The following is a 16,412-nucleotide window of genomic DNA, read 5'->3' on the forward strand; positions in this document are numbered from 1 at the left end:
GGAAAAAGCCAGACAGGATAAACAGATCCCACGCAAAGCGGACAAATCATTCGCGTTTCGGGTGTCGCGGAATCCTGTCGGGTCACGATCGGGGGATAATCCCCGGATAGGTTCAGGAGCTTGCGTTTGACACTTCGAATTGGATTACCGCAATGGCAGCACGCGCGCTGGAAACAGTTTGGTCTGGAAACCTTAGCGGATTATGCCCGGTTGTTCGACTGCGTGGAGGGGAATACCACACTGTATGCGCTGCCGGCCCCGGAAGTGGTGCTGCGCTGGCATGACATGACGCACGACGATTTTCGCTTCTGCTTTAAATTCCCGCACACCATCAGCAATCAGGCGGCACTGAAAAACTGCGAGACGCTACTCAATGACTTTTTTCGCCTGCTGGACCCGCTCAGCGCACGTATCGGGCAATACTGGCTGCAGCTTCCTGCCACCTTCTCGCCCGCGCAGCTTAACGACCTGTGGTCGTTTCTGGATAGCCTGCCACGCAGTTTCAGCTATGGCGTGGAGGTGCGGCATCCGGCGTTTTTTGCCAAAGGCGAAGCCGAACGCACGCTGAATCGCGGCTTGCTGGCGCGCGGCGTCAACCGCGTGATCCTCGACAGCCGCCCGGTGCACCTTTCCACCTCAACGGCTCCGGCGGCGGTGCATGCGCGTACGCAAAAGCCACGCGTACCGGCGCACGCCATTCGCACCGGCACGCAGCCGATGGTGCGCTTTATCGGCAGCGATGCGGTGGCGGAAAGCGTGCCGCTGTTTCGCGTCTGGCGGGAAAAGCTGCCCGGCTGGCTGGCCGAAGGCGATGCGCTGCTGTTTATTCATACGCCCGATATGGGCGAGGTGTTTCCGCTGCTGCAGGCGCTTTGGCCGCAGCTGCAACAGCTGGAGCCGGGCCTGCGTCCGCTGCCGGCATGGCCGCAGCAATCCAGCCTGTTCTAAACTCAGGGAAACGGGTGCAGCTCACGGCAGTTTCTGCCAGAATAGCGCCCTTTCCGTTTTCTCTCCGGATTTTTCATTATGTCTGACCGCGATACGCTATTTTCCGCGCCCATCGATAAGCTGGGTGACTGGACCTTCGACGAGCGCGTGGCTGAAGTCTTTCCCGATATGATTCAGCGCTCGGTGCCGGGCTACTCCAATATCATTTCGATGATTGGCATGCTGGCAGAACGCTTTGTGCAACCGGACAGCAAGGTATATGACCTGGGCTGTTCGCTCGGTGCCGCCACGCTCTCGGTGCGCCGCAATATTCATGTGCCTGGCTGCCAGATTATTGCCGTGGATAACTCCCCGGCGATGGTCGAACGCTGCCGCCGTCATCTCGATGCCTTCCGCGGCGAGACGCCGGTCGACGTGCTGGAAGCGGATATCCGCGATATTCCGATTGAGAATGCTTCGCTGGTGGTGCTGAACTTTACCCTGCAGTTCCTTGCGCCGGACGCCCGCCTGGCGCTGCTGCAAAAAATCGCTCAGGGGCTTAATCCGGGCGGTGCGCTGGTGCTGTCAGAGAAGTTCAGCTTTGAAGATGCTGAAGTGGGCGAACTGCTGTTCAACATGCATCACGATTTTAAGCGTGCCAATGGCTACAGTGAGCTGGAGATCAGCCAGAAGCGTAGCATGCTGGAAAACGTGATGCTGACAGACAGCGTGGAAGCGCATAAGGCGCGGCTGAAGCGCGCCGGTTTCGCACATGCCGAACTGTGGTTTCAGTGCTTTAACTTTGGATCGCTGGTGGCGTTAAAATGATTGATTTTGGACGGTTTTACCAGCAAATCGCCACCGGCCCGCTGGCCAGCTGGCTGGAAGTTCTGCCGGCGCAGGTGGCCGCCTGGCAGCGCGAAAATCTGCACGGCCATTTCCGCACCTGGGAAAAATCGGTCGATAATCTGCCGCTGCTGGTGCCGCAGCAGCTGGATTTACTGCACAGCGTCAGTGCGCAACATGACGATTTGACCGATCGTCAGCGCGCCGGTATTGAAAAACTGCTGCGTAATCTGATGCCGTGGCGTAAAGGGCCGTTTTCGCTTTACGGCACGCAGATTGATACCGAATGGCGTTCAGACTGGAAGTGGGATCGCGTGCTGCCGCATATCTCTTCGCTGGCCGGCCGGACGGTGCTGGATGTAGGCTGCGGCAGCGGCTATCACATGTGGCGCATGATCGGTGCCGGGGCGCAGCTGGTGGTGGGCATCGACCCGATGCAGCTGTTTCTCTGCCAGTTTGAAGCGGTGCGTAAACTGCTGGGCGACGATCGTCGCGCGCATTTGCTGCCGCTGGGGATTGAGCAGCTGCCGGCGCTGCAGGCTTTTGACACCGTGTTTTCCATGGGCGTGCTGTATCACCGCCGCTCGCCGCTTGATCATCTGTTGCAGCTGAAAAACCAGCTGGTGCATGAGGGCGAGCTGGTGCTGGAAACGCTGGTGATTGAAGGCGATGAAAACGCGGTGCTGGTGCCGGGTGAACGCTACGCGCAGATGCGTAACGTCTACTTTATTCCGTCCGCCGCCGCGCTGAAAAACTGGCTGGAGAAGTGTGGCTTTGTTGATGTCCGCATCGCCGATTACGCTGTTACATCGGTGGAAGAGCAGCGTCGCACTGACTGGATGACCAGCGAGTCGCTGGCCGAGTTCCTCGACCCGGGCGACAGCAGCAAAACCGTTGAAGGCTACCCGGCGCCGCTGCGCGCTGTACTGGTGGCACGCAAGCCGTAATGCTTATCGCCGCGACAGCGCCAGCTTCGCGGCAAATCCGATAAACACACAACCGGTCAGGCGGTCCATCACCCGCAGTACCGCCGGACGGCGCAGATGGCCGGCAAAGTAGTGGCTGCCGCCGATCAATACCGCATTCCACATCAGCCCGATGATCATGTGCGTCAGTGCCATCAGCGTACACCACAGCGCTACAGAAGCCCCCGCCGGAATAAACTGCGGCAGAAACGTCACGTAAAATACCCCCACTTTCGGGTTCAGCAGGTTGCCGAGCAGCCCCCGCGAAAAGCAGGACAGATAACCCTGCTCACGATTTTCGCTACCTGACGTATACGCTACCTCACTGCGGGGAGTCAGCAGCAGCTTCACGCCGAGATACAGCAGCCAGGCCGCGCCGATCCACTTCAGCAGGTTATAGGCCATTTCAGAGGCCAGCAGCAGTACACCCAGCCCCAGCCCCACGGCCACGCCCCACACCAGACACCCCAGCGTCACGCCCAGCGCGGTTGCACTGGCGCGCTGCCAGCCCTGTGCTGCCGCTGAGCGCAGCACCAGCGCCGTATCGAAACCGGGGGTGAGCGTCAGAATAATAATGGCGAACAGAAAAGAAACGATCAGCGTCATGGCAGGCTCCCTGAAGATGCGCCGGTAAGAGTACGTCAATGTGGCAGGCGCGCCAACCCTTCACGCGCGCCCGGTGGGTTAATTGTCTGCGTCGGGGCGATCCCAGTACTGATATTTATAAGCAGCGCTCAGATGCCGCTCCACTGTGCCTTTGGCGAACACCTCGGTTTCATGCAGATAGCTCAGCGTGCAGTTGCCGACGTCATCCCATAACTGACACTCATCCACCGAGCGCAGCGTGCTGACCGGCGTGGTGGCGGTGCCGTGCAGTCGCAACTCGCGCAACTGCGGATCGTAACTGTAGGTGTCCTCGCTGCGTGCCGTGATTGACGAGACCACCAGCCCCTGCGGGTTCCAGCGCCAGCGGCTCTCACCATTGCTCAGCTTATCGCTGCCGCGCGCGATGCTTTTTTCCAGCCGGAAGTGCCGGTCGTAGCCAAAAGTGGTATCGGTAAATCCCGCTTTGCCCATGCTGGTGAATTTATCTGTCGCGCTGACGATATTGCCGTGTTGTCCCATCTGCCAGCTGATGGTGCCCTGGCGGTTATCCACCACTTCCTCTTTACCCGCCTGCACCACTTTCACCAGATAGGCATACTCCGCCACCCAGCCGCGCTGCACGCGGGCAATATGCTGCTCCATACTCAGCACCACATTGCCTTCGCTTTTGTCCCAGCTGATGTCGGCCACCAGCAGATCGCCGCAGCGGTCGAACTGGCCAAGCACGCGCTTTTGCGAGTTCACATCCTTGCCAAACTCCCCGGCAACCACCTGACGCACCGCGCCCCGGGCGTCGCCACCCAGCATGATCCAGTTATTGCTGCTGGTGATATTTTTGCTCAGCGGCGGGCAGGCAGCACTGGCCGCCGGCGCCGGAAAGGCCAGCGGCAACAGCAGCACTACAGCGACACAAGGTAAGGATTTCATAGGGGTTATCCGCGCTCAGCCATGGTGTAATCAAAGCATCTTTTCAGCGAATACGCTATCCGGCGGTAAACGGCAAACAAAAAGGCGCCGGCAAAGCCGTGTAAGTTGACGACTCATTACGACGAAGCCTCAATCTTTATATGCTTTCCTGCCCTGTACCGCACTGAGAAAGTCGCGCGTTGAGGATCAACATAATTCGCCGCGGTGAAATCTGTGATTTGCCGCTCATCATATCCTGAGTAAATCAATTTATTCATCCTACCCTGTTCAGTGATGGCAAAGACGCGGCGGCTTCATCGGTTCGCCATGAGCGGGCTTTTTCAGGCACTGCCTTTAATTCAGCACGTTGATATGCATCGCTCACGCAGAGTGATATGTGAAACTCACCCGTGGGGAATGCTAACTTTCCTGCAGATAACAAACCGGCCGCCAGTATCCATAAGTACGGCACAAAGCAAAACCCATAAAAATAACGGGTTGACGAAAGCCGACTGCAACACTTTTGCTTAACGCAAAATAATTATTTATATTACTCACGGAATTTTTATATCCCACTGTGCCTCTGCAGGAAGCAATAACCAAAGGAGAATGGAATCGTGGCACGTAACATCGCCCCAGGATATTGTGTTGTTGAACGCGCCGGATCGCTTGATTATCAGGCAAGGGAGATCTTCAGAGACATTCGCAGCCCGGCCGTCAACATGTTTATGCAACTGAATGCCGACACGCCCTGGCTGAAGCCAGGACAAATCCTGATCGTCGCTGACCCCGATACACCTGCCCCTTTGACCCTGCAGGCACTCACCACATTAAAACAGGCAAAATCACGCGTTAATAATGCATTAATCGGTGTTAATGCCGCAGAGGCCGGCTTTATGCAAAAGCACTACGGTACTATTGCAGCGCTGACAAGTGTCGGAGATAAGATTTTTGGCACTGCCGGTGATGTGGGTGAAAAATATTTCAACGCGATAGAGCAGACCCTGAAGAAAATAGAAGCAAGTTATCAGAATCAGTTTCGCACTCAAGGGACGTTGATCAGTCAGCAGTTTTTTATGGAGCGAAACCACTTACTGAACCAGCTAAAAGAGCTTGTAAACAAGCCTCTACTCAAAAACCTGGCTCGTTATTCCATCAGGTTTCAGCAATATGAAAATATGAAGCGTGCCCTGAACCTCTCCAGTCGTTCGATTGTGCATGAGTGGTCAACGGCAGGAATCAGTGGAATCCCAGGTTATTCCTGGTACACAGGCAATGCAGCGAAGGCTGCGCGTTTCCTTAAAATGGGCGGATATATTGGTATTGGTTTCTCTTTTGCTAATACCACTAATGAGGTAGTTAATGCATGCACCAGGGGACGCGAGGGTGAATGCGGTAAAATTGCTTTTAGAGAATATAGTAAATTCACAAGTGGTACGTTTGCTGGCATGGCTGGAGGTACTCTCGGTGCATCCGCTGGCCTGGGTATTTGTTTTGCTGTAGGCATAGCCACCGCTGGAGCCGGAGGTGTGGCTTGTGCCGCTGTAGGTTCAATAGCCGGTGGGACAGCCGCAAGCTCAGTAAGCGATAATTTAATGGACCTTTGGTTGAAATAGCATGACTACTCTTCTTTCTTATATTGCTGTTGGATGTGCCATCATCCCTTTTTTTATAACTGCAACCCAGTTCATTATTTATTCAATAAATAAGGGTAAATATGACACGCTATTATCTCTGTATTTTGATAATGGCTTCGATTTGCCGCCACTGTATAAATTCTATGGTTCCATGGGTTTTTTTGGATCTTTTGGCATGTCTTACTTTTTCTCCAGGCTTAAAAAAGGCAAAAAAATCATCTTCCAGCCAAAAGAACAGATAGCTATTTCCATGTTCCTGAAAAGAATCGATGAAAAAATAACAAAATGGCTCGATATTTATTATTCTCTTTCTCTTTTTGCGTTATTTATGTATTCGATTTTTGTTGTGATGAGCCTGATAAAAGTTGTCATTATGCATTTTTAAACGCCGACGTTGTGGGCTATTTTAATATAAATTAATTATTCCACGCCGGTCACGTCTGACAGCCATCAATAAGCCAGCATTAATCAGCCTCTTTAGCCAGTGTAGACCTTTTTAAATCTTACGCTTACTTATCTGATCGCCGAAATCTGTGATGTCCTGTTCCACGGACTCGGATAAAGCATATTCTTTCTGATATGACATGCTGCAAACGCTCAACTCAATTATCAGGCGCATTGCCTGTTATAGTTAATGAGAAGCGCCAGGCTTTAGCATCCTTCAATCTGAGAAAGTATCAAAAGGTAATCGCACGTTTCGGGACATAAAAGTGCCAGGCGGGCCTTATTAGCCTTTTCAGGCCAGGGATACGCTTTAAGCGGCCACATGCCTGTCGACTGTCGTCGTTCTGACCCAGGATTTTTATAACTTATTTATCCTGCAGGCCCTCATCATGAAACTTCATGATTCACAAAAAAAGAACCCCAGCAAGCAGACTGGGGTTTGGTACTTGCAAACATCACGTCAGTGTTCGGCGTGCTGCGCGGCAAAACTGGTTGGGATCAGGCAACCCGATCCATGCTCAACTGCATCATACTTTTCATGGCTTCGACAACATCGCCATCAACGCAGGAGCGACTGAATTCGTCGTTATCGGCTTCGGCGCACATGGAAACGCCGGCCTTACGGTAACGCATCGGTGAAGCCACCGGGCGACTGGCGGAGCTGTGTACTTCCTGCAGACCGCTGTCGAGGAACTTTTGTAAGTTGCTCAACCGCACCCCTGCACCCGCCATAATGATTGGACCCGTACTCAGTTCATTTAGTTCCCGCAATAATGCAATTCCGGTTTCGGCGCTCTGCTGCTGGCCGGAAGTCAGAATGCGTGCGATGCCTAAATCAGCCAGTACTTCCAGCGCGCGCTTGGGGCTGTGACAGAGATCAAAGGCGCGATGAAAGGTTACGTCCATGCCATCGCACAGCGCCATCACCTGCCGCATGCGCATGCTATCTACATGGGCCTCTTCATCCAGCATCCCGATGACGAGGCCGGGAAAGCCCAGTTCACGGATGCGGGCAATATCGGATTTCATCACCTCAAATTCCCGGGCGGTATAACAGAAATCGCCGCCGCGCGGCCGCACAATCGGATGCACCGGAATCGTCAGTTCCCGGCGTGCCGCTTCCAGCACGCCAGCGGAGGGGGTTAATCCGCCTTCACGCGGCGCACTGCACAGTTCAACGCGATCGGCTCCGGACAGCTGCGCAGTCACGGCACAATCAATGCCGTAGCAACAAATTTCCAGTTTCGTCATACGGTTCTCCTTTGATGACTGCTGGCTCGGGAGGAGTGCTTCAGTTAGTCTGCTCATTCAGACAGTTTACGTGGAAAGTGCACTATGGCATTCGATTTTGATCAAGGGATAGACCGTCGTCACAGCGATAGTTTGAAATGGCACAAATATGGCGATCGCGATGTGCTGCCATTATGGGTGGCAGATACGGATTTCCGCTCGCCCCCCTGCGTGATCGAGGCCATTAAAAACCGTGCTGACCACGGCGTATTTGGCTACGGTGCCACGCCTTACGGCCTGATTGATATTACCGTTGCCCGCCTCGCGCAGCGCTATCAGTGGCATATCGAACCGGAATGGATTGTGCTGCTGCCCGGCGTCGTCAGCGGACTGAACCTCGCGGTACGGGCATTTACCGCACCGGGCGAAGCAACCCTTGCGCCCACACCTATCTATCCCCCTTTCCGCGCAGCGTCCAGACTAACAGAACGTCCACAGGTCAATCTGCCGCTGCAGCGACAGCAGGATCGCTGGGTGCTCAGCCTGGATACAGCCCGACTGCAGGGCAATGAACGCCTGCTGATGCTGTGCAATCCGCAAAACCCTGGCGGCACGGTTTACCGCCGTGAGGAGCTGGAAGCCCAGCTCGCCTTTGCGCAGCAGCATGACCTGATTGTTTGTTCTGATGAGATCCACTGCGATCTGCTGCTGACGCCTGGCCTGCAGCACGTGCCGTTTGCCTCTCTGAGTGACGATGCCGCTCAGCGCAGCATTACACTGCTCTCCCCGTCGAAAACCTTTAATATTGCCGGGCTGGGGGCATCAATGGCGATCATTCCGGATGCCGGGCTGCGTAAGCGCTTCCGGCAGGTGCGGGAAGGCATTGTGCCGGGGGTAGATATTCTGGCGCTGGTGGCAGCAGAAGCCGCCTGGCGTGGCGGCGATGCCTGGCTGGACGCACAGCTGGAATACCTGCGGGGTAACCGCGACTGGCTGGTAGCGCAGGTAAATGCCCTGCCGGAACTCAGCATGGTCACGCCGGAAGCCACTTACCTGGGGTGGATTGACGCCAGCCAGCTTGATGTCGCCAGCCCGGCGCTCTATTTCGAGAAGCACGGCCTTGGCTTTTCGCCGGGCCGCGATTTTGGTGACGACCGCTTTGTCCGCTTTAATTTCGGCTGTACCCGCGCCCTGCTGGAGCAGGCCGTCGACCGTCTGCAGCAGGCGGTCAGCGCGCGCCGTTAGGCCTGCTCGCTGGCGACAATCTCTTCCAGCCGCCACGGGTGAAATTTAATGGTGGTCTGCCCGTCCGTGACCGCCAGCGTCGGATTCGGCAGCCGCTCATTCTCCCCCTTTGGCGCGCTGGTTTTGAAAGAGAGCCCCGGCTGCGCCAGCGCCTCATCCGCCAGCAGCGCCATGGCGCGCATCCCCAGCGTTTCCGGTTCGCCACGTAGCACAATTTCCACGTGCTCCCAGCCCTCATGGCGATAGCGCTTCTCGCCCGGCCACGGCAGTTCAACGACCGTCACTTCGCAGCCTGCCAGCAGCAACGGCTGCTGCAGCTTAAACAGACACACAGGCCGCCCGTTGATCATTGCCTCCGAAAACGGCTGGGCTATCTGCAGCAAACCGGCTTTCCAGCGTTCGGCGGTCGCATTCTGGTGACAGCGCACCGCAACATGATCAACCTCATGTTTTGCCAGTTCAAGGCCCAAACGGCTGGCAAAGTGCTGCAGCGCCGGTTCAAAACGCAGCAGGTCTTGTTTTAAGTCATTCAGTTCTGAAGGAAATTCCAGATTCATACCACTATCGCCTCGACATCAGTTCAGGTATTTTAAACAATAAAAATTCAGTACCACTGGGTAGTTAGGGGGTGAAAATGCTCGGATTCATCCGATTTCACCCCTGAAACGCCTTAAAACCGCATAAAATGCGCATCTCTTTCAGACTATTCGCGAAATCAGGGCCACAGGTTACTTTATAAAAACAGGTTAAGTTATTGTTTTAATTGATAATAGTTAATACAATAAGATAAATCTTATTTAGCCCGCGAACATTTGCAGACGCCAACCCTTTCTTATAAATTTGAGTTTCACAACTACAAGGAACGGCCTTATGTCTATGCTCATTGTTGTCGCGGTCCTGATAGCCTTAATGGGATTTGCTATTTCCCGCCACTGGAAGGTGCGTGAAGACAAAAGCGTTAAAAATCCTCGTCGTCACCCGCGCCGCCGTTAACCGGCGCGCGGTCCCGCGCCAGCCACTCCGCGTATCCGGATGCTGACGCACCTTAACATTTCACGTATACTTCTCCTCCTCTTTTTCCGTCCCGACCTGTGCGCGGGATGACGACATCGGCTCGCCCACTGCTGGCGGGCCTTTTCAGCATACGAAGGTAACGCGGTGAATATTCAGGCTCTTCTTTCCGATAAAGTCAGTCAGGCGATGGTAGCAGCGGGTGCGCCCGCCGATTGCGAACCCCAGGTTCGTCAGTCTGCGAAGGTGCAGTTCGGCGATTACCAGGCGAACGGTATCATGGCCGCAGCGAAAAAGCTCGGCCTGGCACCGCGCCAGCTGGCGGAACAGGTTGTTCAGCATCTGGATCTGCAGGGCATTGCCAGCAAGGTCGACATCGCCGGTCCCGGCTTTATCAATATCTTCCTTGACCGTCAGTGGCTGGCGCAGCAGGCCGCTCAGGCGCTGCAGCTGCCGCGTCTGGGTGTCAGCCAGGTTGCACCGCAGACGGTGGTGATTGATTACTCTGCGCCGAACGTCGCCAAAGAGATGCACGTCGGTCACGTGCGCTCCACCATCATCGGCGATGCCGCAGTGCGCACGCTGGAGTTCCTCGGCCACAATGTGATTCGTGCCAACCACGTCGGCGACTGGGGCACCCAGTTCGGCATGCTGATTGCGTTTCTGGAAAAGCAGCAGAACGAGCATCACGAAGATATCGCGCTGGCCGATCTGGAAGCCTTTTACCGCGAAGCCAAACGCACCTATGACGAAGATGAGGCCTTTGCCGAGCGCGCGCGCAGCTACGTCGTGAAGCTGCAGGGCGGTGACGAATACTGCCGCGCCATGTGGAAAAAGCTGGTGGATATCACCATGAGTCAGAACCAGCTGGTGTATGACCGCCTGAACGTGACGCTAACGCGCAAAGATGTGATGGGTGAGAGCCTGTACAACGACATGCTGCCGGGCATCGTTGCCGATCTGCGTGAGAAAGGGCTGGCGGTGACCAGCGAAGGAGCAACCGTGGTGTTCCTTGACGAGTTCAAAAACAAGGAAGGCGAAGCGATGGGCGTGATCATCCAGAAGAAGGATGGCGGCTATCTCTACACCACCACGGATATTGCCTGCGCCAAATACCGCTACGAAACGCTGCATGCCGACCGCGTGCTGTATTACATCGATTCCCGACAGCATCAGCACCTGCAGCAGGCGTGGACGATCGTGCGCAAAGCCGGTTACGTGCCGGAATCTGTCCCGCTTGAGCACCACGCTTTCGGCATGATGCTGGGCAAAGATGGCCGTCCGTTCAAAACCCGCAGCGGCGGAACCATCAAACTGGCGGATCTGCTGGATGAAGCGGTGGAGCGTGCTCACGCACTGGTGAGTGAAAAGAACCCGGAGATGAGCGCGCAGGAGCTGAAGGATCTGGCGGAAGTGGTGGGCATTGGCGCGGTGAAATATGCCGATCTGTCCAAAAGCCGTACCACCGATTACATCTTTGACTGGGACAACATGCTGGCCTTTGAGGGCAACACCGCGCCTTACATGCAGTATGCCTACACCCGTGTGCTGTCCGTATTCCGTAAAGCCGGCATTGATGCCGACAGCCTGAGCGGTGCGCTGGTGCTGACTGACGATCGGGAAGCGCAGCTGGCGACCCGCCTGTTGCAGTTTGAAGAGGTCATCACCCAGGTTGCGCGTGACGGCACGCCGCATGTGATGTGTGCTTATCTGTACGATCTCGCCGGCCTGTTCTCGGGCTTCTACGAGCACTGCCCGATTCTTTCGGCAGAAGATGAGCAGGTGCGCAACAGCCGCCTGCAGCTGGCGGCGCTGACAGCGAAAACGCTGAAACAGGGCCTTGATACGCTGGGTATCAAAACCGTCGAGCGTATGTAAACGACAAAAAACCCGCCGCGGCGGGTTTTTTCTTGTCTACTGGTAATTGACCGTGACTTCGCTGCTGATCACCCGTAAGCCCGGCGGCAGCGCGCCCTGTCCCTGAAAACCAAATGCCAGATGCAGCGTGTCGGCTGCGTCCACGTTGGCCAGACCGCGCGTCATGCCGCTGGCACCGTCCAGTTCAACGCAACGCTGGCTGGCGCATAAGCGCACCACCAGCCCGGAAGGGGCTGGCTGGCTCAGGGTATAGCGCCAGTTCACCTGCGAAATGACGCCCGGTGCGGCCGAAGGCGCCTTCAGCGCAGGCGTGATCAGCCAGCTGCCTCGCGCGCCGAGGTTCGGTCCGCTGACGCTGGCGCTCCATGCACCGGTGGCGGCCGCCGCGGTCAGCGGCAGCGCGAACATCATCAGCATCCCGGCAACCCGGTTCCGGCAACGCATTATTTACCCCCGATGGTAGCAGTCATCCGGATCTGACGGTTGTCGGTCAGTTCCAGGTTAGAGAGCACCACCAGCTGCGGCAGATTGCGGCGCAGGAAGCGCGCCAGCAGCGCACGCAGCGGATGGTTCACCAGCAGCACCGGCGGTGCCCCCGTCATCTCCTGCTGTTGCAGCGCGGCCTGCGCCTGAACCAGCAGGCGGTCCGCCAGCCCCGGCTCCAGTCCGCCCCCGCCCTGCAGCGCCTGCAGCAGCAGGCGTTCCAGCGTGGCATCCAGACCAATTACCTGCACTTCGCCGTTACCCGGGAACCACTGCTGCGTAATCGCACGGCCCAGCGCCACACGTACCACGCTGGTCAGTTCCTGCGGGTCGTTCTGTACCGGCGCGTGCTCGGCCAGCGTTTCAATAATGGTGCGCATATCGCGAATCGAGACGCGCTCGGTCAGCAGGTTCTGCAGCACTTTATGCAGCGTGGTCAGCGTGATCACGCCCGGCACCAGATCTTCAGTGAGTTTCGGCATCTCCTGGCTCACGCGATCCAGCAGCTGCTGCGCTTCCTGGCGGCCGAACAGCTCGCTGGCGTACTGCCCAATCAGGTGGTTCAGGTGGGTCGCAACAACGGTACTGGCTTCCACCACGGTATAGCCCTGAATTTGCGCCTGCTCTTTCAGCGCGCTGTCAATCCAGATTGCCGCGAGACCAAACGCCGGGTCAATCGTCGGTTCACCCGGCAGCGAACCGGCGGCCGTACCCGGGTTGATGGCCATCCAGCGGCCCGGATAGGCATCGCCGCTGCCAATCTCTACCCCTTTCATCAGAATGCGGTAGCGGGCCGGCGGCAGCTCCATGTTGTCACGGATGTGCACAACCGGGGGCAGGAAGCCCACCTCCTGCGCCACTTTTTTACGGATACTGCGGATACGGCCCAGCAGTTCGCCATTTTGCAGCTGATCCACCATCGGGATCAGGCGATAGCCCACTTCCATCCCCAGCGAATCCTCCAGCTGCACGTCAGTCCAGGAGGCTTCCACCGTGGACGGCGTTTCCTGGGTTTTCACCAGACCGGAAGGCTCTGCCACTTTCTTCGGCTGCATTTCGCGGCCGCGCAGCCACCAGGCCAGGCCCAGCAGCGCGGCGGTGAACAGCAGAAAGACGAAGTTTGGCATGCCCGGCACCAGGCCCAGCAGGCCGATAACGCCGGCGCTCAGCATCAGCACGCGCGGGTTGTTAAACAGCTGGCCGACCATCTGTTCGCCCACGTCCTGATCGGTGCTGACGCGCGTCACGATAACACCGGCCGCGGTAGAGATAACCAGCGCCGGGATCTGCGCAACCAGGCCGTCACCAATGGTCAGCAGCGTATAGGTTTCCCCGGCGTGGCCAAGGTCCATACCGTGCTGCACCACGCCGACCAGCAGACCGCCGATCACGTTGATCGCCATGATCATGATGCCGGCGATGGCGTCACCGCGCACGAATTTACTGGCACCGTCCATCGAACCGTAGAAATCAGCTTCCTGCGTCACTTCGGAACGGCGACGTTTGGCTTCATCTTCACCAATCAGACCGGCGTTCAGATCGGCGTCAATCGCCATCTGCTTGCCTGGCATACCATCAAGCACGAAGCGCGCGCCCACCTCGGCGATACGGCCGGCACCTTTGGTGATAACCATAAAGTTGATGATCACCAGGATGATGAACACCACGATACCGATGGCAAAGTTACCGCCGACCAGGAAGTGACCAAAGGCCTCCACCACGCGTCCTGCGGCATCCGCCCCCGTATGCCCGTCCAGCAGAATGATACGCGTGGACGCAACGTTCAGCGCCAGACGCAGCAGCGTCGAGAACAGCAGAATGGTCGGGAACGCGGCGAACTCCAGCGTACGCTGGGTGAACATCGCCACCAGCAGCACCATGATCGACAGCGCAATGTTGAAGGTGAACAGCAAATCGAGGATGAACGCCGGCAGCGGCAGTACCATCATCGACAGGATCATCATGATCAGGATTGGCCCGGCCAGCACCTGCCATTGCGTGTCTTTAAAATTGCCCGGTAAACGCAGCTTTTCGGCCAGATTAGCCATCGTTTCTGTTCTCTCCTGCAAAGTCCATTTCTGCCGGAACCGGCAGATGTTTAGGTTTGGTTGGGATCAGGCCGCCTTCGCGCTTCCAGCGCCGCAGCTGCCACACCCAGGCCAGCACTTCCGCCACGGCGGCATAGAGCGCGCCGGGAATAAACTGGCCAATTTCCGTATGGCGGTAAAGCGCACGCGCCAGCGGCGGGGCTTCCAGAATCGGAACCCGGTGTTCTTTGGCGATTTCACGAATGCGCAGTGCAATGTCGCCCGCGCCTTTGGCAATCACCTTCGGCGCACTCATTTTGTTTTCCTGGTACTGCAGCGCGACCGAATAGTGCGTCGGGTTGGTCACAATCACATCGGCTTTTGGCACGTCGGCCATCATGCGCCGCCGCGCTGCCGCGCGCATCGCCTGGCGGATACGCCCTTTGACATGCGGGTCACCTTCGCTCTGTTTGTGTTCGTCACGGATTTCCTGACGCGTCATGCGCAGCTTTTTGTAGTAGCTGTAGAGCTGCCAGAAAACGTCAAAACCCACCATCGGGAACAGTCCCAGCATCACCAGCGCACAGCTGATGGCGGTCATGTTCAGACCATGCCGCAACGCCGTGATCGGCGATTCGCTCATCAGGCGCAGCATCTCCTGCCAGTGGCTCCACAGATACCAGCCTGCCACCAGCGCCACCAGCACCGCTTTCAGGATGGCTTTCATCAGCTCGGCCCAGGTCTGGCCGGAGAACATGCGCTGAATACCCGGCAGCGGGTTGAGCTTTTTGAAATCAAATTTGATCGATTTCCCGCTGATGTTGATGCCGCCGAGCAGCATCGGCGCCGCAATCGCCACCACCACCAGGCCGGCCATCAGCGGCAGCAGCGCCATCACCGCCTGCATAATGAGATTGCCGATGTGCGCAACAATGATTTTGTCGTCATTGACCATGCCGTGATCAAACCGGAAGCCGGTGGCGACCATACTGGCAAGCTGTGTTGCCATGCTGCTGCCGCCCAGCCAGATGATCAGCAGTCCGGCAAGCAACATCAGCACAGACGTCAGCTCGCGCGAACGCGGAATCTGCCCTTCCTCACGCGCTTTCTCAAGTCGGTGGGGGGTGGGCGATTCTGTTTTGTCCTCGTTGCTCTCTTCAGCCACGACATACCTCAGCTGGCAGGAATTCTGAGCATAGAATGCCAAAACCGCCGGCGTCTGAAGCGCGGATTAAGCGGGGAAAAAACCGGTTTATTGAGCCATAAGTGAAATTGCGCCCGTGGCGGCGGGTCTGCAGCGCGCCGGCGCTGCGGGGTCAGCGGCCATCCCTTGTCCGCTGCCCGGGGTATGATGGCCGGCGCAGGTTGTCGCTTACGGCGCCGCCATGCCGGCCGTTGTGGAGGCGCTAGCCATCACCGCCTGCGGCCGGTAAAACCGCACCACGTCACCCACCAGCAGCAGCGAGGGCGACTGCGCCTGTTCACGCGCCACCGTTGCCGCCAGCTGCGCCAGCGTCGTGATCATCACCCGCTGGCTGGCACGCGTGCCGTTCTCAATGATCGCCACCGGCGTGTCAGCGGAATGGCCCTGCGCCTGCAGCTGCGTGCTGATACTGGCGCACCACTTCAGCCCCATGTAAAACACCAGCGTTTGCTGCGCCGTGCCCGGTAAGGCGTCACCCAGCTGCGGTTCACCGGTTTTGCCATGGCCGGTAATCAGGCGCAGCGACTGTGCACAGTCGCGATGCGTCAGCGGAATGCCGCTGGCGGCAGCGCAGCCTGCGGCGGCGGTGATACCCGGGATGATGTGGCAGGCTATCCCTGCCTGCTGCAGAAACGCCATCTCCTCACCGCCGCGGCCGAAAATAAACGGATCGCCCCCCTTCAGCCGCACCACCTGTCGCCCGCTGCGCGCCAGATCCACCAGCAGCTGATTGATCTGCGCCTGCTTCAGGCCGTGACGGCCCGGCTGCTTACCCACATCAATGGCCAGCGTGGTCGCCGGCACCTGCGCCATGATCTCTGCGCTGACCAGCCGGTCATACACCACCACCTCTGCGGCTTTAATCACGCGAAGTGCCTTCAGCGTCAGCAGCTCGACATCTCCTGGCCCGGCACCGGTCAGCCAGACGCAGCCGGCCGGCTCCTGAGCTGTCCGCGGCTGAAGCAGCCGGTTGAGCGAATCAATTGCAAGCGTCATGCCTCTC

The 16,412-nt window shown here is 57.4% G+C and carries 16 protein-coding genes; 8 read left to right on the forward strand and 8 right to left on the reverse strand.

Annotation, left to right across the window (positions count from 1 at the left end; translation table 11 throughout):
* Nucleotides 1-126: 126 nt before the first annotated feature.
* From D8B20_RS09845 to cmoB, 3 genes are all read left to right on the forward strand, one after another.
* A complete protein-coding gene (locus D8B20_RS09845) occupies nt 127-948 on the forward strand; it encodes a DUF72 domain-containing protein (protein ID WP_145888710.1) in 822 nt (273 codons plus the stop codon).
* Between the two features lie 78 nt (nt 949-1,026).
* Complete coding sequence (gene cmoA / locus D8B20_RS09850) at nt 1,027-1,755, forward strand: carboxy-S-adenosyl-L-methionine synthase CmoA (protein WP_145888711.1); 729 nt, start codon at nt 1,027-1,029, stop codon at nt 1,753-1,755.
* Nucleotides 1,752-2,720, forward strand: a complete 969-nt coding sequence (gene cmoB / locus D8B20_RS09855; protein WP_145888712.1) for a tRNA 5-methoxyuridine(34)/uridine 5-oxyacetic acid(34) synthase CmoB — start codon at nt 1,752-1,754, stop codon at nt 2,718-2,720. The genes cmoA and cmoB overlap by 4 nt, the downstream gene beginning before the upstream one ends.
* A 3-nt stretch (nt 2,721-2,723) precedes the next feature.
* Here the strand turns inward: cmoB and D8B20_RS09860 are convergent, their stop codons facing one another.
* Both D8B20_RS09860 and D8B20_RS09865 read right to left on the reverse strand, forming a co-directional pair.
* A complete protein-coding gene (locus D8B20_RS09860) occupies nt 2,724-3,344 on the reverse strand; it encodes a LysE family translocator (RefSeq protein WP_145888713.1) in 621 nt (206 codons plus the stop codon).
* A 78-nt stretch (nt 3,345-3,422) separates the two neighbouring features.
* Nucleotides 3,423-4,271, reverse strand: a complete 849-nt coding sequence (locus D8B20_RS09865; RefSeq protein ID WP_145888714.1) for a hypothetical protein — start codon at nt 4,269-4,271, stop codon at nt 3,423-3,425.
* A gap of 596 nt (nt 4,272-4,867) precedes the next feature.
* Between D8B20_RS09865 and D8B20_RS09870 the strand changes: the two genes are divergently transcribed.
* Nucleotides 4,868-5,866: a hypothetical protein gene (locus D8B20_RS09870; RefSeq protein ID WP_145888715.1), complete on the forward strand. Its 999-nt coding sequence runs from the start codon at nt 4,868-4,870 to the stop codon at nt 5,864-5,866.
* Nucleotide 5,867: 1 nt separating this feature from the next.
* Nucleotides 5,868-6,272, forward strand: coding sequence for a hypothetical protein (locus tag D8B20_RS09875; RefSeq protein ID WP_145888716.1), 405 nt, complete (start codon nt 5,868-5,870; stop codon nt 6,270-6,272).
* Between the two features lie 557 nt (nt 6,273-6,829).
* Here D8B20_RS09875 and cutC read toward each other — a convergent pair.
* Entirely contained in the window at nt 6,830-7,582 is a 753-nt protein-coding gene (gene cutC, locus D8B20_RS09880; RefSeq protein WP_145888717.1) for a copper homeostasis protein CutC, read from the reverse strand.
* An 84-nt stretch (nt 7,583-7,666) separates the two neighbouring features.
* Between cutC and D8B20_RS09885 the strand changes: the two genes are divergently transcribed.
* Nucleotides 7,667-8,806 carry a MalY/PatB family protein gene (locus tag D8B20_RS09885; RefSeq protein ID WP_145888718.1) on the forward strand — a complete coding sequence of 380 codons (1,140 nt, stop codon included), beginning with the start codon at nt 7,667-7,669 and terminating at the stop codon, nt 8,804-8,806.
* On the opposite strand, the gene D8B20_RS09890 is transcribed toward D8B20_RS09885, so the two are convergent.
* On the reverse strand, nt 8,803-9,363 hold the full coding sequence (locus D8B20_RS09890) for a VOC family protein (protein WP_145888719.1): 561 nt from the start codon (nt 9,361-9,363) through the stop codon (nt 8,803-8,805). The genes D8B20_RS09885 and D8B20_RS09890 overlap by 4 nt on opposite strands.
* A 313-nt stretch (nt 9,364-9,676) precedes the next feature.
* Between D8B20_RS09890 and D8B20_RS21795 the strand changes: the two genes are divergently transcribed.
* Together D8B20_RS21795 and argS are read left to right on the forward strand one after the other, a co-directional pair.
* On the forward strand, nt 9,677-9,799 hold the full coding sequence (locus D8B20_RS21795; RefSeq protein WP_007889544.1) for a hypothetical protein: 123 nt from the start codon (nt 9,677-9,679) through the stop codon (nt 9,797-9,799).
* Nucleotides 9,800-9,964: 165 nt separating this feature from the next.
* The gene (gene argS / locus D8B20_RS09895; protein WP_145888720.1) at nt 9,965-11,695 is read left to right on the forward strand and encodes an arginine--tRNA ligase; all 1,731 of its coding nucleotides are present in this window, start codon (nt 9,965-9,967) and stop codon (nt 11,693-11,695) included.
* Between the two features lie 36 nt (nt 11,696-11,731).
* Here the strand turns inward: argS and flhE are convergent, their stop codons facing one another.
* The 4 genes from flhE to cobA all read right to left on the reverse strand — a co-directional run bounded on the left by flhE (nt 11,732) and on the right by cobA (nt 16,405).
* Nucleotides 11,732-12,112: a flagellar protein FlhE gene (gene flhE, locus D8B20_RS09900; RefSeq protein ID WP_261388018.1), complete on the reverse strand. Its 381-nt coding sequence runs from the start codon at nt 12,110-12,112 to the stop codon at nt 11,732-11,734.
* 26 nt (nt 12,113-12,138) lie between these two features.
* Nucleotides 12,139-14,226 (reverse strand): flagellar biosynthesis protein FlhA, encoded by a 2,088-nt coding sequence (gene flhA, locus D8B20_RS09905; protein ID WP_145888722.1) that lies wholly within the window; start codon nt 14,224-14,226, stop codon nt 12,139-12,141.
* A complete protein-coding gene (flhB, locus tag D8B20_RS09910; protein WP_145888723.1) occupies nt 14,219-15,370 on the reverse strand; it encodes a flagellar biosynthesis protein FlhB in 1,152 nt (383 codons plus the stop codon). Before flhB ends, flhA begins: the two co-directional genes overlap by 8 nt.
* Before the next feature lie 207 nt (nt 15,371-15,577).
* The gene (gene cobA / locus D8B20_RS09915) at nt 15,578-16,405 is read right to left on the reverse strand and encodes a uroporphyrinogen-III C-methyltransferase (RefSeq protein ID WP_145888724.1); all 828 of its coding nucleotides are present in this window, start codon (nt 16,403-16,405) and stop codon (nt 15,578-15,580) included.
* Nucleotides 16,406-16,412 lie beyond the last annotated feature (7 nt).

Origin of the sequence: Candidatus Pantoea soli, from assembly GCF_007833795.1 — a bacterium.
In the GTDB taxonomy this organism is placed as follows: domain Bacteria; phylum Pseudomonadota; class Gammaproteobacteria; order Enterobacterales; family Enterobacteriaceae; genus Pantoea; species Pantoea soli.

What these genes read in the sequence shown, in the direction of transcription:
- cobA (WP_145888724.1), bottom strand. Translation starts at nt 16,405, where the DNA reads ATGACGCTTGCAATTGATTCGCTCAACCGGCTGCTTCAGCCGCGGACA.
- cmoA (WP_145888711.1), top strand. Translation starts at nt 1,027, where the DNA reads ATGTCTGACCGCGATACGCTATTTTCCGCGCCCATCGATAAGCTGGGT.
- D8B20_RS09885 (WP_145888718.1), top strand. Translation starts at nt 7,667, where the DNA reads ATGGCATTCGATTTTGATCAAGGGATAGACCGTCGTCACAGCGATAGT.
- cmoB (WP_145888712.1), top strand. Translation starts at nt 1,752, where the DNA reads ATGATTGATTTTGGACGGTTTTACCAGCAAATCGCCACCGGCCCGCTG.
- D8B20_RS09890 (WP_145888719.1), bottom strand. Translation starts at nt 9,363, where the DNA reads ATGAATCTGGAATTTCCTTCAGAACTGAATGACTTAAAACAAGACCTG.
- D8B20_RS21795 (WP_007889544.1), top strand. Translation starts at nt 9,677, where the DNA reads ATGTCTATGCTCATTGTTGTCGCGGTCCTGATAGCCTTAATGGGATTT.
- flhA (WP_145888722.1), bottom strand. Translation starts at nt 14,226, where the DNA reads ATGGCTAATCTGGCCGAAAAGCTGCGTTTACCGGGCAATTTTAAAGAC.
- cutC (WP_145888717.1), bottom strand. Translation starts at nt 7,582, where the DNA reads ATGACGAAACTGGAAATTTGTTGCTACGGCATTGATTGTGCCGTGACT.
- flhE (WP_261388018.1), bottom strand. Translation starts at nt 12,112, where the DNA reads ATGCTGATGATGTTCGCGCTGCCGCTGACCGCGGCGGCCGCCACCGGT.
- D8B20_RS09865 (WP_145888714.1), bottom strand. Translation starts at nt 4,271, where the DNA reads ATGAAATCCTTACCTTGTGTCGCTGTAGTGCTGCTGTTGCCGCTGGCC.
- D8B20_RS09860 (WP_145888713.1), bottom strand. Translation starts at nt 3,344, where the DNA reads ATGACGCTGATCGTTTCTTTTCTGTTCGCCATTATTATTCTGACGCTC.
- D8B20_RS09875 (WP_145888716.1), top strand. Translation starts at nt 5,868, where the DNA reads ATGACTACTCTTCTTTCTTATATTGCTGTTGGATGTGCCATCATCCCT.